Origin of the sequence: Bradyrhizobium sp. BRP23 (assembly GCF_020194135.1) — a bacterium.
GTDB classification, from domain to species: Bacteria; Pseudomonadota; Alphaproteobacteria; order Rhizobiales; family Xanthobacteraceae; genus Bradyrhizobium; species Bradyrhizobium yuanmingense.
Map to the genome: position 1 here is coordinate 498,150 of NZ_JADYVW010000006.1, position 16,577 is coordinate 514,726.

12 protein-coding genes and 1 tRNA gene are annotated in these 16,577 nt (G+C 63.0%); 2 read left to right on the top strand and 11 right to left on the bottom strand.

Annotated features, from left to right (window positions below; all coding sequences use genetic code 11):
- Positions 1-192: 192 nt before the first annotated feature.
- The 8 genes from I6F24_RS19875 to I6F24_RS19910 form a co-directional block, all read right to left on the bottom strand.
- The gene (locus tag I6F24_RS19875; protein ID WP_109144835.1) at positions 193-2,217 is read right to left on the bottom strand and encodes a S8 family serine peptidase; all 2,025 of its coding nucleotides are present in this window, start codon (positions 2,215-2,217) and stop codon (positions 193-195) included.
- Between the two features lie 47 nt (positions 2,218-2,264).
- Positions 2,265-2,495, bottom strand: coding sequence for a hypothetical protein (locus I6F24_RS19880; protein ID WP_036006916.1), 231 nt, complete (start codon positions 2,493-2,495; stop codon positions 2,265-2,267).
- Positions 2,496-2,556: 61 nt separating this feature from the next.
- Complete coding sequence (locus tag I6F24_RS19885; protein ID WP_225149188.1) at positions 2,557-3,705, bottom strand: hypothetical protein; 1,149 nt, start codon at positions 3,703-3,705, stop codon at positions 2,557-2,559.
- A gap of 97 nt (positions 3,706-3,802) precedes the next feature.
- The gene (locus tag I6F24_RS19890) at positions 3,803-4,627 is read right to left on the bottom strand and encodes a BTAD domain-containing putative transcriptional regulator (RefSeq protein WP_050996197.1); all 825 of its coding nucleotides are present in this window, start codon (positions 4,625-4,627) and stop codon (positions 3,803-3,805) included.
- Between the two features lie 449 nt (positions 4,628-5,076).
- Positions 5,077-6,252 (bottom strand): Gfo/Idh/MocA family oxidoreductase, encoded by a 1,176-nt coding sequence (locus tag I6F24_RS19895; RefSeq protein WP_225149189.1) that lies wholly within the window; start codon positions 6,250-6,252, stop codon positions 5,077-5,079.
- Between the two features lie 15 nt (positions 6,253-6,267).
- Positions 6,268-7,323: a sugar phosphate isomerase/epimerase family protein gene (locus I6F24_RS19900; RefSeq protein ID WP_225149190.1), complete on the bottom strand. Its 1,056-nt coding sequence runs from the start codon at positions 7,321-7,323 to the stop codon at positions 6,268-6,270.
- 142 nt (positions 7,324-7,465) lie between these two features.
- Positions 7,466-9,586, bottom strand: coding sequence for a glucans biosynthesis glucosyltransferase MdoH (mdoH, locus tag I6F24_RS19905; RefSeq protein ID WP_225149191.1), 2,121 nt, complete (start codon positions 9,584-9,586; stop codon positions 7,466-7,468).
- The gene (locus I6F24_RS19910) at positions 9,574-11,079 is read right to left on the bottom strand and encodes a glucan biosynthesis protein G (RefSeq protein ID WP_225149192.1); all 1,506 of its coding nucleotides are present in this window, start codon (positions 11,077-11,079) and stop codon (positions 9,574-9,576) included. Before I6F24_RS19910 ends, mdoH begins: the two co-directional genes overlap by 13 nt.
- A 153-nt stretch (positions 11,080-11,232) precedes the next feature.
- On the opposite strand from I6F24_RS19910, the gene I6F24_RS19915 reads away from it, so the two are divergent.
- Entirely contained in the window at positions 11,233-11,370 is a 138-nt protein-coding gene (locus I6F24_RS19915; protein WP_157785121.1) for a hypothetical protein, read from the top strand.
- 18 nt (positions 11,371-11,388) lie between these two features.
- Entirely contained in the window at positions 11,389-12,213 is an 825-nt protein-coding gene (locus I6F24_RS19920) for an SDR family NAD(P)-dependent oxidoreductase (protein WP_225149193.1), read from the top strand.
- A 245-nt stretch (positions 12,214-12,458) separates the two neighbouring features.
- Here the strand turns inward: I6F24_RS19920 and I6F24_RS19925 are convergent, their stop codons facing one another.
- The 3 genes from I6F24_RS19925 to I6F24_RS19935 all read right to left on the bottom strand — a co-directional run bounded on the left by I6F24_RS19925 (position 12,459) and on the right by I6F24_RS19935 (position 16,286).
- On the bottom strand, positions 12,459-14,006 hold the full coding sequence (locus tag I6F24_RS19925; RefSeq protein ID WP_225156465.1) for a tetratricopeptide repeat protein: 1,548 nt from the start codon (positions 14,004-14,006) through the stop codon (positions 12,459-12,461).
- A 1,163-nt stretch (positions 14,007-15,169) separates the two neighbouring features.
- Entirely contained in the window at positions 15,170-16,084 is a 915-nt protein-coding gene (locus I6F24_RS19930; RefSeq protein WP_225149195.1) for a hypothetical protein, read from the bottom strand.
- A 125-nt stretch (positions 16,085-16,209) separates the two neighbouring features.
- A tRNA-Met gene (locus I6F24_RS19935) sits at positions 16,210-16,286 on the bottom strand.
- Positions 16,287-16,577 lie beyond the last annotated feature (291 nt).

Here is a 16,577-nt window from a genome sequence, read left to right on the forward strand (position 1 = left end):
GAGTCAAGTTTCGATCGGGCGCGAGAGTTCCAAGCTGCGCCTGTGCGGCACGACGCCGCGAAGGAAAATCCAGGACGCGGCAAACAATCCACCATGTTCCCAAGGCGAGCGGCCGCAGCAATTGCCTCAAGGCAGTCGGCACTCGGGGCACAGCTGCTGCTGTGCCCCTTTCTGAGATGCCAAGGACGCGCGTTAGAGCAATCCCACCCTGTGCATGATTTCCCGGATCTGCGCCGGATTCGGATCCACCATCATGGGCGCGACTGCCGCGCCTGCGGTCTGTGCGGGACCGTGAGCGACGGAGCTCGATCCGTTCTTGATCGGATCGACGGACTGCAGATTCATTGCGGCCGCCGTTTGTGCCGGACCGCGCGCCACGTGGATCGCACTGCCGTGCACGGGATCGGCGGACGGCGGCGGCGACCCCACGGGAACCATGCTCGGCGCTTCGACCGACTGCAATCCAAGCAGACGCCGCAACGTTGCCAGCGCAGGGTCGGTTGCGGTAGCGGCGGCGATCACCGGGGCGACGCCGGTTTCCAGGCCGAGTGCCCGCATCACGTTCGGCAATCCCGCGCCGGTCCGATTTGGGTCGCCAAACTGCAGCGGCGTCGCGGTTTCCTTCAGAATTTGGAACAGCCGCTCGACACGGCGTGCGTCGCGATTCTGAAAGTTGCCTTTGGTGAAGTCCGGATGATGCGCCAGCACCAGCGCGGCCAGGCCCGTGACATGGGGAGTCGCCATCGAGGTGCCGTCCCATGCTCCGAAGCCATCGGCGGGAAGCGACGAGACGATCGCCACACCAGGCGCGCAGACGTCGACCTCCGGACCGAAGCAGGAGAACTTTGCCGGAAAATATCCGTCGCGGCTCTGGAAGCCGTCGAGGGCCTGCTGCGAATGATAGCTGTCGTTGGGGAATTCGCCCCACTTGCCGATCGCGGCAACCGCCAGGCAATGCGGCGTCGACGCGGGAAACTGCACCGGCCCCGAGGAATTGCCCGCGGCGATGATGCAGGCCATACCCATTTGCTTGGCCCGGATGATGCGTTCCTCGATAATGCGCGAAGGCTCGCCGCCGCCCAGGCTCATATTGGCAACATCGATGCCATGCTCCATGCAGTAATCGAGCGCGGAGACGAGATCGCTGAACCGGCCGCCGGGGAAGATGCGGCAGACGTGGATTTCCGCCGCGGGAGCGAAGCCGCGGATGCCGCCACCGGCGCCGACGGGTCCGCCAGCGATGATTCCAGCGCAATGCGATCCGTGGCCGATCGTATCGACGGTCCAGGCCGCCTTGTCGGTCCCGACGATACTGGTGCCTGCCGTGATGCCGTGCAGATTGCGATGGGTCGGCGCCAGGCCGGAATCGATGACTGCGATCTTCATGCCGGCGCCATCGAAGGACGGAGGCAGACGATCAAGGCCCATCGCGCGCTCACCCCATCCCATCAATTGCTGGCCGGGGAAATTCCGCAACACCGCGCCGAGCGCCCTGACAACGATCCGGTTGACGCTGTTAGGAACGAGCTGCGGACGATCGAGCCAGAAGGTCCAGTAGTCGATCTTCGGTTTGACCAGGATCGAGCGGATGGTCTCGGGTCTTTCGCCTTGCAGGGTCACTGTGGCGCGGCCGGTGGCGTCGGTGATGCCTTGGGCCGGCCACATGCTGCCGAACACATAAACCTCGGCTTCAGGCAGCGGACCATCCTGGCCCAGCACTTCGATCGTGGTCGTGAAGCCGTCGGCCAGCGGTGTCAGCACCCCCGGATTGGGCAGCTGCGGCGTGGTCGGATCGAGCATGTAGCTCAGCCGCTCGTCGCGCTCCACCGCGCAACGCTGTCCCGCCTGGGTCTGCAGCAACTTGGCCTTGTCAGGAGTCATCTTGGCGAGGACCAGCGGGCTGAGCGGCACTTGTCCGAGCTCTGCGCTCTGAAATCCGAACAGGCGCGGCGGAGAGACCGTTTTCACCACTTCGATGTCGGGACTGTTGCTGAGCTGCTGAGTCAGGAAATCGACGCTGAAGGTCGCAAGCCCGGGCTGCTGCTGCGGCGCGATCATGAATTGCGCCGGGCGCGCTGCGATCGTTGCGGGCTCCTGCCCCCGTGACGATGATGGAGCGGTGCCCTGGTCCGGAACGGACCCGTTGCCGTTCATCGCGGCTTCGGTCGCGTCGTGCTCGCCCTGCGTGGAAGTTCCTGATTTGCCTTTCGTGGCCATCTGCGGCCTCCTTGATGTTTTGCGTGTCCAATGTTTGCCCACCGACGTCAGTCGGCATCGAATGGCTTCAGCGCTGAATCCGGTTCGACCACCAGCGTGGCAAACGTCGATTTCAGGCGATCGGCCTGTGTCGTCGTCATCGACAAGATGACGACATCGGGTGCGACTTGCGCGACTCGCTTCACGCCGGGTTCACGCTGCAAGTGTTCGTTGAGCTCACCGGATTGGACCGGGCCTCCCTGCACGATGAATTGCTGCGACGCGGTTGAATCGGCCATCTGGTTTCCATTCACGTCTAAGCGCAGAGGGCGGGCTTGCGCCCGCCCCCACGCGTTGGGTCTAGTGCATCGTGCCAGCGGGCTGGCCGGCGTTGAAGACTCCGAGCTGACGGCCGATATCGAGGCCGGTCTGGGCGCCCTGGCCGATCTTCTTCAGCACGCTCCAGAAGCCCTGCAGCTCGATGTCGGAGACCTGCGCCGCCGCGGGCTGCAGGCCGGGCTGGGCGCTGAACACGCCGAGCTGCTTGCCCACATCCAAGCCGGTCTGCACGCCCTGGCCGATCTTCTTCAGCACGCTCCAGAAGCTCTGCAGCTCCATGTCGGAGACTTGCGCCGCCGCGGGTTGCAGGCCGGGCTGGGCGCTGAACACGCCGAGCTGCTTGCCCACATCCAAGCCGGTCTGCACGCCCTGCCCGATCATCTTCAGCACGCTCCAGAAGCCCTGCAGCTCCATGTCGGAGACCTCCGCCGCCGCGGGCTGCAGGCCGGGCTGGGCGCTGAACACGCCGAGCTGCTTGCCGACGTCCAAGCCGGTCTGCACGCCCTGGCCGATCTTCTTCAGCACGCTCCAGAAGCTCTGCAGCTCCATGTCGGAGACTTGCGCCGCGGCAGGCTGACCGCCGGGGCCGGCACTGAACACGCCGAGCTGGCGACCGATATCGAGGCCGGTCTGGGCACCCTGGCCGATCTTCTTCAGCACGCTCCAGAAGCTCTGCAGCTCGATGTCGGAAACCTGCGCCGCGGCGGGCTCCAAGCCGGGCTGGGCGCTGAACACGCCAAGCTGCTTGCCGACATTCACGCCGGTCTGCACGCCCTGACCGATCTTCTTCAGCACGCTCCAGAAGCTCTGCAGCTCCATGTCGGAAACCTGCGCCGCCGCGGGCTCCAGGCCAGGCTGGGCGCTGAACACGCCGAGCTGCTTGCCGACATTCAAGCCGGTCTGCACGCCCTGGCCGATCTTCTTCAGCACGCTCCAGAAGCCCTGCAACTCCATGTCGGAGACCTGCACGGTATCTTGCATGTCCGGACCGGCCGAGAACGGCAGGAAGCCACCACCGATGTTGCCGATCGCGCCGCCGATCTGCTTCCCCTTCTTGCCGCCGAGCAGGTTGCCGATAACGCGTCCGGCCGCGCCGCCGAGGATCGAGCCGAAGATCCCCTGCGGGTCCAATTGGCCGTAGTCCTCAGTCTGTTGCTGAAATCCAGTCATGTTCAAAATCTCCTGATGAAGTGCTTGAGCCGTGAGCGACACGCGCTCCCCACAGGGAGGCGGGATCACTGCGCACGATTGTGCGAGCGGCTGAAGGCTACGACAGGGATCGTGATGCAGGCGTCACGTCGAGCGTGAAAGTTGCGTCAGAATTCTTATCACGAGGCAATTTGAGTGAAGTAGATCTCACAGCGGCTCGGAACGTGTGCCGGATTTCGAGCTGCAGCCGTTCCGTCTCTCGCTCCGGCGCTGCGCGAACCTCGCGCCACAGTACGGAGCGGCAGAGATCGTACTGACGGAGCGCATCGGTCCGGCGGCCTTGCTGCGCGTAACAGCGCATCAAGATGCGATGAATCTCTTCCTGCAACGGGTCGATTGCGAGGATCCGTAGCGCGAGTGCGATCGCGATATCCATGTGTTCGCGCCCGCCGGAGTCGAGCAGGCCCGCAAGCGCCCGCATCGCCTGGGTCCGCAGTCGCTGGCGCTCGGCAGACAGCCAGGCCTCGAATTGGCATGAAGTCGAGCCGATGCCCTCGAGAAGGTCGCCGCGATAAAGCACCGCCGCGCGGGCCAGACGTTCGGGATCCCCTCCCGTCAAAAGCCGCTCGAATTCCCCGACATCGGTGCTGATGCTGTTCGGACAGATGCGTATATCATCGCGATCGGCCAGGATCACATCCGAATATCGCGGCAGCTCACGCCGCAACGTGAGCAGGGCTTGTCGAAGACTGGCGCGCGCGCGATCGCCGAAATGACCGTCCCACAACAGCGTCGCGAGCTTGCCGCGCGAAATGGCGCGAGGAGAACTGAGCGCCACGTAGCCCAGGAGAGTTGCAGCCTTGCGACTGGGGATCAACACCGACTCGCCGGTCGCACACACGACCTCGACACCGCCGAAGAGATTGATCTGGAGCAGCGACATTGTCCTTTTCCTTCGGTCATTGTCTTCTGTCCCTCATTCTATCCGGGGGCGAACATTCTTCTTATGATCATGATCACTAGGACACGGACAGCGCCGATTGGCCGCACATCGTCGATCAGACCGGATGCTCTTACGGGCACCATACAATCTAGGTTAGACAAAGCAATGGAACTCGCCTTAGCTCCGCGTCAGCAATTTGTGAGAGCGGAAATTTCAGATGTGTGAGGTAGTCCATAGTCAGCATGCAAATTGCAGGCGCCACAATTGCTCGCATTTGATGCATTTTTCGTGCGGACGCCGGACGCCGCAAGCTGTCGCATGACGTGACGCACCGAATGCCGTGCAAGTTGTCTCACTCGGCGGTACTCGACAAAGCGAAGTCATCGGTCACGATTGCATCCATATAGAGCAGATCCGTCGACAACGGGTTCCGCGGCTTCGCGACCGCCTTACGTCATCCGAACCCAGACGCCATTACCCGCGGACGACTTCACCGCAGCATCGATCAACTTCACGCCGGCGAGGCCATCCTCGACCGTCGGGAAGACGACATCGGGATGCGGCTTTTCACCGACCGCTGCCGCGCGGATGGCGCGCGCCGCCTCGGCATAGATCGTTGCGAAGCCTTCAAGGTAGCCCTCAGGGTGGCCTGATGGGATGCGGCTAACGCGGGCGGCCTCGCCCATTGCGCCGGCTCCGCCGCGGGTCAGGAGCTGCCTGGGCTTGCCGTAGGGTGTGAACCAGAGATGGTTCGGATTCTCCTGCGCCCATTCAAGGCCGCCTTTGCTGCCGTAGACGCGCAGCGTGAGCCCGTTCTCGTTGCCGACGGCAACCTGACTCGCCCACAGCATGCCCTTGGCGCCGCCCTTCCACTTCAGGAGGATCTGGACATCATCGTCGAGCCGCCGCCCCTCGACGAAGATCGACAATTGGGCGAGCAATTCGTCGAGCTCGAGCCCGCTGACGAAGCAGGCAAGATTGTAAGCATGGGTGCCGATGTCGCCGATGCACCCGCCGGCGCCGGACCGGGACGGGTCGGTGCGCCACGCCGCCTGCTTCTGGCCGGTGGTTTCCAATGGCTCGGTCAGCCAATCCTGCAGATACTCGACCTTGACGAGACGGATCTCGCCGAGATCGCCATTCGTGACCATGGCGCGCGCCTGCCGGACCATGGGATAGCCGGTGTAATTGTGCGTGACGGCGAAGATCCTGCCGGTCTTCCTGACCAGCGCCACCAGTTCCTCGGCGTCCGCAACGGTGGTCGTCAGCGGCTTGTCGCAGATGACGTGGATGCCGGCTTCGAGGAAAGCTTTCGCGACCGGGCGGTGCATGTGGTTGGGCGTCACGATCGAGACCGCCTCGATGCCATCCGCCCTCGCCGCTTCAGCCCGCGCCATCTCCTCGAACGAGCCATAGGCCCGGCCGTCGGCGATACCGAGCTCCTTTGCGGACGTCTTGGCGCGAACCGGATCCGACGCGAGCGCGCCGGCGACCAGCTCGAACTGGTCGTCGATGCGCGCGGCAATGCGGTGGACGGCACCAATGAAGGCGCCCTGGCCACCGCCGACCATCCCGAGCCGGATACGACGATGGCCGCCGGTTTCGTTGCTTGCTTCGATCGCCATGTTGCACCCTCTTTTTTAGGAGATGCCGAGCATCTTGCGGTTGGCAGCCGCGTCAGCGCCGCTGCCTGCGAAATCGTCGAAGGCTTTCTCCGTCACCCGGATGATATGGTTTCGGATGAACTCGGCGCCCTCGGCCGCGCCTTGCTCGGGATGTTTCAGGGCACACTCCCACTCGAGCACCGCCCAGCTGTCGTAATCGTATTGCGTGAGCTTGGAGAAAATGGCGCCGAAATCGACCTGACCGTCGCCGAGTGAGCGGAAGCGGCCGGCACGGTCGACCCAGCTCTGGAAACCGCCATAGACGCCCTGGCGACCGGTCGCATTGAATTCGGCGTCCTTGACGTGAAACGCCTTAATGCGCTGGTGGTAGATGTCGATGTAGTCGAGATAGTCGAGCTGTTGCAGCACGAAGTGCGAGGGATCGTAGAGCAGGTTCGCGCGCGGATGATTGTTCACCCGCTCGAGAAACATTTCGTAGGAGACACCGTCGTGGAGGTCCTCGCCAGGATGGATCTCATAGGCGAGATCGACACCGTGCTCGTCGGCATAGTCGAGGATCGGCCGCCAGCGCTTGGCGAGTTCGTCGAAGGCGGTCTCGATCAGGCCGGCGGGGCGCTGCGGCCAGGGATAGACATAGGGCCAGGCAAGCGCGCCGGAAAACGTTGCCTGGGCCGTCAGCCCGAGCCGCCGAGACGCCAGGATGGCGCGCTTGACCTGATCGACGGCCCATTCCGTGCGGGCCTTGGAATTGCCACGCACGTCCGGCGCGGCGAAGCCGTCGAACGCCGCATCATAGGCCGGGTGAACGGCGACGAGCTGGCCTTGCAGATGGGTCGAAAGCTCGGTGATGGAAAGCCCGTGCCGAGCCGCAATACCCTTCACCTCGTCGGCATAGGTCTGAGACTCCGAGGCTTTGTTCAGGTCGAAGAGCCGCCCATCCCAACTCGGAATCTGAATTCCCTTGTAGCCAAGCGAGGCGGCCCATCCGCATATGGCATCGAGCGAATTGAACGGCGCCGCATCGCCAGCGAACTGAGCGAGGAATATCGCAGGCCCTTTGATCATCTTCATCGCGTGCTTCCTTCCTTGGACGTTTTTGGGCGCTTTTCCGCGCACTTGGTTCGAGGATGCCGGCCATCAAGGGAGAGAGCAATACCGGACTATGCAACGAGAAAAGCTTCAAACGGCCGCAGGACAGATCCAGGCCGCAGCTTCATCGCTTCTGCAACACGCTGGAAAGCGCCGGACCGTCGTTCAAGATCGAGAAGATTTCCCGCGAGGATAGATGCTCTGCGGCCTCCTCGAAAGTTTCGCTTGCATCGACCTTGGCACGGCCGACCGCCAGGTTGGCGTCGACCGTATCGGGCTTGGTGGCGCGAGGAGGCAGCAGCTGCGCGAGGTGGAAGGCCAGGAGCGCGGGGTCTTGGCGCAGCTCCACCAAGGCGGGGCTGCCCCCTGCGTCTGCCGACGCGCTGAGTTCGTTCGCTCGCCGCAGCACGGAAGGCGGCTCTCGTTCTTCGGGAGTAACAAACAATCTTCCGGAGGCGGGCATGGCGGTCAGCGCGCCTATGGGAACGGCGAACAGCAGCCCAACGATGACCGGCGACATCCAAAGCAGAAGGGGCACCGAAACCGCGTACGCGCTTGCGGCCATCGCAACGCCGCACAGGGTTGGAATGCCGTACTTCCGATAGAGTTCGCGGCGCTCCACCGTGCCGTCGTCGCGCCTCTGGGTCTGCCAGCCGGCATCGCGGCCGGCCAGAATCTCGACGACGGCGATCGACTGAAAGATCATCATCACCGGCGCCATCAGCGCGGACACGACGATCTCTGCGAGAACTCCGGCCGAAGCACGCAACGCGCCGCCGAACTGGCGTCTCACGGAGCCGCGCATCCAGACGAGGACGAGGCTGAGCAGCTTCGGCAACAGCAGCAACCCCATGGTGGCGACGAATACCCAGATGGCGAGCACGGGATCCTGGGCCGGCCACGTCGGAAACAACGAGAAACCCTTCGGAAAATACTCCGGCCGCACGAAGCGGGCCTGCAGCGAGATCAACATTCCCAGCAAGAGGAACAGCAGCCAGAGGGGCGCCGTCAGATATGCCCCTATCCCCACCATGAAATGCACGCGCGAGACCCAGTGGAGACCCCGCGCAGGCACGACGGCGAGATGCTGAAGATTGCCCTGACACCAGCGCCGGTCGCGCGCCGCGAAATCGAGCAGCGACGGCGGCACCTCTTCGTAGCTTCCGCCGAGCGCCGGCAGCATGTAGATGCCCCACCCGGCGCGCCGCATTAGCGCTGCCTCGACGAAATCATGGCTGAGGATGTGCCCGCCGAACGGCTTGCGCCCGCGCAACTGCGGCAGCGCAGCCGATTCCGCGAACGCCTTCACCCGGATGATCGCGTTGTGGCCCCAGTAATTGCCTTCCGAGCCGTGCCACCAAGCGACGCCAGCGGCGATCATCGGTCCGTACAGGCGGCCCGCGAATTGCTGGACTCGGCTGAACAGGCTTCGCGCGTTGACGACCATGGGGAGCGTCTGGACGAGGCCGGCGCTCGGATTGCTCTCCATGGCATGGACCAGTCGGACGATGGTCTGCCCGCTCATGAGACTGTCGGCGTCGAGCACGATCATGAAGTCGTAGGCGCCGCCGAACCGCGTGATCCACTCGGAGATGTTGCCGGCTTTCCGAGCCGTGTTGTCAGCTCGATGGCGATAGTACAGCCTTGGCGTTCCGACGGCTTGTCGCAGCACGAGGAGCGCTTTTTCCTCGGCGACCCAGATGTCGGGATCGGTGCTGTCGCTCAGAACGTACCAGTCGAACAGCCTTCCTTGGGAGGTCGTCTCCAAGGATTCGATGATCGCGCGAAGCCGCGCCGTCAATCGGTGCGGATCTTCATTGTAGGTGGGAAGCAGCATGGCGGTGCGGCTTGCGATCGCAGGCAACTCCGCCTCTGGCGCGAGGGCGCCTGGACGATGGGCCAGCAGCACGAAGAAGCCGGCCAGCGCGGAGGCGAACGAGAAGGCGACCCAGGCGAGCAAGACCAGGAAGAGCGCCAGCACCATGGCTTCAAGGATGGTGACGCCGCCGACCTGCAGCACGCGATACATCTCATATCCGCCGGCCCCCGTGAGCGCCGCCGTCGAGAGCAGGATGAGGCCGCGCCGCCAGGCCATTGCGGGGGCAGCCGGCGCAGGAATACGGTCGGGTACCAGGCTTTTTCCGAGGTCGCCAGGAGCCATCGGAAGGGGGGCCTCCGTCGGCAGCAGGCGCTGGGTCGCGATATCGCCGGCAATCGGCCGCGGTGCAGTGCTCAGGGTGCCCATCGGTAGACCCAGATTTCCGACAAGGGCTTGTCGCCTTCTGCCAGAAATGCCCGCAGCTCGATCGGCTCGCTTTTCACCTGGCACTGGAAGCTGAGCCGCCACCCACCGGTGTAGGGATTAGGCTGCGTGACGATGTTCTTCACCTCAGACTTCCCCGCCGACACCACGCCTTTGACAGCGGCAGGATCGACGCCCTTGAGGTTGTCGCCATGCAGATCGAGCACGAACAGGCGCGCATCTCCGCCCCTCGCCCCTATCCCGCTTCGCGTAAATCTGGCCAGCGAATGCGGCTTCGGGCTATCTGGCCCCCAATGCAGCCGATAGGTGTAGTTGTGTTCGCCCTTGGCCTGGAGCGGGCTTTTCGGGCGCCAGAATGCGGCAATGTTGTCGTGAACCTCCTCCTTGGTCGGGATCTCGAACAGCGTGACGCCGCCCTCGCCCCAATCGCCGATCGGCTCCATCCAGAGACTTGGACGTTTTTCGAAACTGGATTCGATGTCTTGGTAGGCGAAGAAGTTTCTCTCCCGCTGCATCAGCCCGAAGCCACGCGGATTGAGATCCTGGAAGGTGCTGATCTGGAGATCACGGGGATTGCTGAGCGGCCGCCAGAGGCTTTCGCCCTTCCCGTTGAAGATCGCAAGGCCATCGGAATCGTGGACGGAGGGGCGGAAATCGTCGATGTCGTTGCGGTCGTTCGGACCGTAGTAGAACATGCTGGTCATGGGCGCGAGCCCGGCCCGCGGCATCTCGACGCGCGGGTAGACCGACATCTCGACGTCGAAGACCGTGGTCTCCCCGGGGCGCACGGTGAACCGGTAGCTCGCGGTGCAGCTCCTGCTGTCGAGCAGAGCATGAATCACCAACGAGGTCGCACCCGGCGCCGGCCGTTCGAGCCAGAACGTCTTGAAGAGCGGAAATTCCTCGCCCTTGGCTTCGCCCGTATCGATCGACAGCCCCCTCGCGGAAAGCCCGTAGGTCTGCCCCTTGGCCACGGCGCGGAAATAGCTCGCACCTAGGAAGACGCAGACCTCGTCGTAATAGTCGGGACGGTTCATCGGCGCATGGATGCGGAAGCCCGCGAACCCGAGATCGCTGTCCTCGAACGGCGGGACCTTCTCGCCGAAGGAGAAGTCCGCCTTGCGGTACTTGAGCTCGGATGCCTTTCCGTCCGCGACCTCGAAGATGTTCACTCTGTTCTTGTAGAAGAAGCCGCGGTGGAAAAACTGCGCTTCGAACGGAAGATTCTTGCCGCGCCAGAGCGCCCGCTCGGGCAAAAAGCGGATCGAACGATACTGATCGTAGTCCAGGTCCTTCAATCCGCCCGGGAGCTTCTCGTCCGGCGCCTCGTACGGCTTGCCCGCCAGCCTCCGCGCCAGGTCCCTCACGGTGGACGGCCCGAAAATGTCATCCGAAGGGGCGGCCAGACTGCATCGGGAAGCAAGCAGCAACGCCGGCAGCACTGCCGACCCTTGAACAAGCTGGCGTCGGTTCACGTGCTCTCCCCGATCGTTACTGCTGCCCCGGCCAAGCAAACGACCATCACGCCCACGAGTTCCAGCCCGTCCGGCGCCCAACTCGAGGAGCGGCCAAATAGAGGTAAGCTAAATGCCCAAACCGGATGAAATTCGCCGTCCGGCAGTGTCTCTGTGCGAACGCGCGCCATCGAGGGCGCCAGCGCCGTCTTCAAGATCCAGGACATGCCCAAGCCGGTGCTCCGCACGCGGGTGGCGCCGATGTGCCTGGTGCAAGCGCTGGCGATCGGCTTCAATGTCGCAGCGGAGTGACATAGCAGGAAGAGGACCATGGCATCGCCTGACAGGACGAGGATTTTGGCTGGGCAGGTGGCCCTGGTGACCGGCGCAGGGCGAGGGCTCGGCCGCGCCTTTGCGGAAAAGCTCGCCGCGCTCGGTGCCAGCGTCGCGATACACGGCATGCGCGAGAACGGACCGGCCGAATATGGCGAGGGCACCACGCTCACTGCCGTTGCCGCGGAGATCAGCCGAGAATTCGGCGTGAGCACCGTGCGCGTGCTTGGCGATCTCACCAGGACCAACGATATCTCGCGGGTGATTGCCGAAACCGAGGCCGCTCTCGGTCCGATCGACATCCTCGTGCACAATGCGGGCGGCGATATCGCGGCTGCGGGTGGCAAGCCCGATCCGAACGATGCCGTGAACATCAAGGAAGCCGACATAAGGGCCGTGCTGGAGCGGAACCTGCTCTCGACCATCCTGACCTGCCAGGCGGTCGCGAAGGGCATGATGGAGCGGCGGCGCGGCCGCATCGTCACGCTCGGCTCGGTCGCCGCCTTCAAGGGCCGCACCAACGGCTCGATCTATGCGGTGGCGAAGGCCGGCGTGACGCATTACACGCGTTGTCTTGCCGACCAGCTCCGTGCCTACAACATCGCCGTCAATTGCATCGCGCCCGGCGACACCCGCACCGGCCGATTTCTTGGCACCCGAGCGGTCGACCCCAACCGGATGGTCGAGACCGGGACGCTCGACCGCATCGCCACCGTCGACGAGGTCGCGCGCGTGGTCGAGTTTTTTGCAGGACCCATGGGTGCCTTCGTCTCGGGCCAGGTGTTGCGGATCGACGGCGGTGGACAGGCGTGGCCGGCGTGAGCCGCCGAAAATGTCACCCATGTCGCAAGTCCGATTGCCGGGCACGATGCGTGACCCGCGGACAGAGCCCTTGCGCCGATGGACCAGGGGGCAACATGCCTCCGACAGGCGCCACTCATTGCAGGCGACCTAGCAGCGCCGTTCGTCCGCGCAAGGATCAGCCGGGATGGGCGGGGTGTACGATATTCCGAAATTCGGCTCAATACCGTGAATTTTGGCCGGCGCGACAGCCAAAGCCTTGCGTCTCATTTCCCGGCAACGAAGTAAAAATCCTGCCGGCCCGAGACCGATCCGTAGCTGAACGGCTTTTGTGCACGATTGGTCGCCTCCATGACGTCGTCACGCACGACGTCGAACAGCCGGCGCACCTCGAGGCCGGGCTTGCGCATATTATTGACGAACGCCGTGGCGAACGGGCTGTTCCTGCCCTCTCCGTCGAGCGCCATCTCTCCGTCCTTGGCGGCATACACCACCAGCGTGCCCGCCTCGGGCTCGATCGCCGCAAGGCCGCGCGACACCGAACGCGACGCCAGCGTCATGGTACGCTTCATCCGGTTGGCGAAGGGATTGTCGCGGCAGGCATCGAGGACGATGAGGCGCAGCCGCTTGGCGCGTTCCGCCGCGTTCAACACCTGGTCCAGCGCCACGGCTTCGAAGCTGACGTCGCGGTCGGAGGCGATCTTCGCGTCGATCGGGATCAGATAGTTGACGCCGCCGACCTCCATGCCGTGACCGGCGTAATATACCATTGCCCAGTCGGCGATTTCCGCCTGACTTGCAAAGTCGCGCAGCGCTGCGGTCAACGCATCCTTGCGCAGATCGGTCAGCAGCGTGACGGATTCGAATCCGGTGAGCCTGAGCGTTTCGGCGACGAGCGCCGCATCACGCGCCGGATTGGCGAGCGCTGCGACATTCTCATAAGCGGAGTTTCCGACCACCAGCGCGATGCGCCTGTCGTTTCTGCTTGACGGACCCGGCAGCGCGATGACCGACGTGGTGGTGGCGGGAACGGTCTTGATGGACGTATCATCCAGTGCGGCGAGGCGTTCGCGCGCCTTGTCCATCGACCATTTTGCGCTGTCGTACTTCTGCGGGGCAGCCAGAGCTGCGTTGAAGTCGGCGCGGGCCTTTGCGACCTCGCCCATCTTCTCGAACACCATTCCGCGGTTTACCAGCGCGCTCTGATGTTGCGGATCATTGCGCAGCGACTCATTGAAATCGGCGAGGGCCTGATCGTACCTGCCCTGAAGGAGATAGATGTCGCCGCGGTTGTTGTAGGCCAGCGTCGTCCTCGGCAAAAGCCGGATCGCCTCGCTGAAATCGGCCACGGCACGCTCGGACTGGCCGGTGTCCCGATAGGACAGTCCGCGATTGTTGAACGCATAACCGTAGGTCGGGTCAATGCGAATGACCTCGGAGTATTCGGCGATCGCCCGGGTGTGGTCGCCCTTGCCGGCATAGAGCCGCCCTCGATTGAAGTAGGCGAACTTGAACCTCGGATTGATGCGGATCGCTGCGTTGTAATCCGAAAGCGCGCGCTCGGAATCACCCGCAGCGGCATAGGCCATGCCGCGGTCGTTCAAGGCGTTCAGATTGTTTGCATCGAGCCGGATCGACACGGTCAGGTCGGCGATGGCCCGATCCACCTCGTTCCGGCGAAGCAGGGCGGCGCCGCGATGCTGCCAGGCAAGCGCGTATTTCGGATCGATGCGGATGGCCTCGCTGAAATCGGAGATGGCGCGATCGTAGTCGCCCTTGTCGCCATATTCGGCACCGCGATTGTCGAACGCCACGGCGTCGCGCCCGCCGCTCTTTGCGATCAGCCGCGAGCACGCGGCGATGCGGTTGTCATGGCCGCGCTGCGCGCAGATGGTCCGATCGTCTGCGGCCGCAGGATCAGCGGCTGCCAGAGAAGTGAAAAAAAAGAGACTGAAAACCAGTGCAATCCGATTCCGCATGGCCGCCACCCTGCTCCGAGCCGGCAATATACACACAGGAAGGCGGCCACGCCTGTGATGGTGATCACAGAACCGGTCGCTTGCTTCCCGAGCAAACCTTCGAGGACCGGCGCGACGGCCAAGTCAAATCGGTATTCGAGCATAAGTCGGCGTGAACGGTCGAGGGTCTCGTCCTTGTCTCCAGCACGGACAGGGCGCCCGCGCCGAGAGAGTAAAGGGCAGCGTCGTGGGGGCTCCGACAGCGCTTCGCATCACAGACACGCCTTCGCAGCCTCGCGACTGATTTCGCCCGAGCTTTGCTTCGTCACTTCACCCTCTGAAAGCCAAGAGGGCACAGGGAAGGCCGGGTGCTGACATCGCACCCGCGGTCTGCTGCGCAAAATGCACACGCAGAAAACCGCACAGCAGCATACAGGTGGTGCCGATCACTCGGCCTTCCCTGCGCGATGGTCGGACGGCTTATGCCGCGCTCTCCCGGGAGCCGAGTTCCTTCTGGCCTCCCTCGTTCTTGCGAAATTCACCGTTCCTCGCGCCGGTTGACGCGAGAGCCGCCTCCGCAAGAGCTTGACCGTAGCAACGACGGCCAGGACCACACGGTTTTGCCGTACGCACGGCCCGCCATTTCGCCGCAGTTTTCCCTGGCACCGTCGACAGCGCCGGAAACTTGCAAGACGAGACGAGACCTAGCAGCGCCGTTCGTCCGCGCGCGGCCGCGAGCTCACCGGGGACTACCCTCCCTGCCCGCACCTTTCGCGCCCGACGCTGCCGCGTCCACCGCAAGCCCGGCTCGCGATCAAGACGACGACGCGATCGCCCCTCAGGATAAGCCGGGATGAGCGAGGTGTACGATATTTCCGAATTTCGGTAAAGGGGAATATTTTTTTAGGGAGGCGTTGACGGGAGGCGAAACAGGGGTCTCGCCCGACGGATCTCAAATAGACTACCGCTCTCCCTCGTCAAAGCAAATGCCAGCCAAAGACTGGTTAACTTGCGGCGCGCTAGATCTCCTCAAATCGAGTTGCGTGATACATAATTTTCCAGCGCGGCTTACCGCCCGGATAAGGCGTGATTTGAAAGCGTTCTGGAGCTTCGACGCTTCGTTGGCTAAGAGGTATTTCCGTGACAGATACGCCAAGAGGCAAATGATGTTGCAGAACATGCACGATGATCTCCTCAAAAAAGCAAAGTGTGCGATCTAGCAAGAAGTTGACCAGGGCTGTGACCTTATCGCCCGAAAGCTGCGGTTCCGTTGCCCGCACCGCATCACCCACAATTTCATAACCTACTTTAGGAAACTCCCAGATATCGTGCTCCAGATTGTTGCGCAGGAGCAATAGACGCTCACTCCACTTTCTTACTTCGACAAGGTAGTCGGCCAATGCTGAATCGGTGTGCCGCAAGCGTTCGATGTTCGCATCAAACGCCGATTGCTTCTTGAACAAGAAACCAATGTCTAGCGCCAGAAAAGAACAGATACCTTGAACACCCGTCTTGATTGCGCGTGTGGAAGCATTCAGGAACGATTCAAAATCAGCGCCGAGCTGCTTGTTGATGTTCTCATGAATTCGAATATCGCGCCCCTCAACTTGAGCAGCGACCCCAGAAGCGACGCGCTCCGTGTGGCCCTTCCAAGTTTCACCAAGTTTCTTGCCTGCTTCCCTGGCGTTCAACAGGGCCGAGAATGCACTTTCGAATCTTTTGTCGAAGTCGTTTCGACGACCTTGTTCAGTCAGCACATTTTCTCGAATACGCAGCAGTCCCAAGGTGCATCTAGCAATGAAAGGGCTGCTCGCTCCCTCATCCAAAAACTTCTGTTTGACGATGCCGCCGACATCTTTCCGAACGCGAATATTTGATCGCGCTTGGATGTTTGACAGAAACTGATTGAACTCGGATTCGGATATCGGAAGCACCGGCGATATCTGGTGAGTTGGGCGCCTTACGACCCTCGTGTATCCTAGTCCGCCAGGACGCGTCCGACATCTAAGAGCGGGACTCATGCCGAAGGTTAGACTGCACGCTATGTAGGTCAGATTTTTGGTAGCGGGGGAGGGACTCGAACCCCCGACCCCAGGATTATGATTCCCGTGCTCTAACCAGCTGAGCTACCCCGCCACAGGGATCGCGGCGGCGACTTGAGGCCGATCTCGCGAACGCGCGGCATATAAGGAAGGGGGCGGGGGTAAGTCAATCCGCCTTCGCTAAAGCTTCGGCGCGACAAGTCCGCTTCGGCCCGATTTCTCACCAGAATTTGCGATTTTTTACGGGGCCGGACTCGTGGATGGTGTCCCCTCACCCGGAATCCGCGCGTTGCGCGGATTCCGGCCTCTCCCCGGCGGGGAGAGGCGAAGGAAAGCGCGCTTACTTCGGCCTCACATTGGGGTCGCCGCCGGGGCTGCCGGGGGG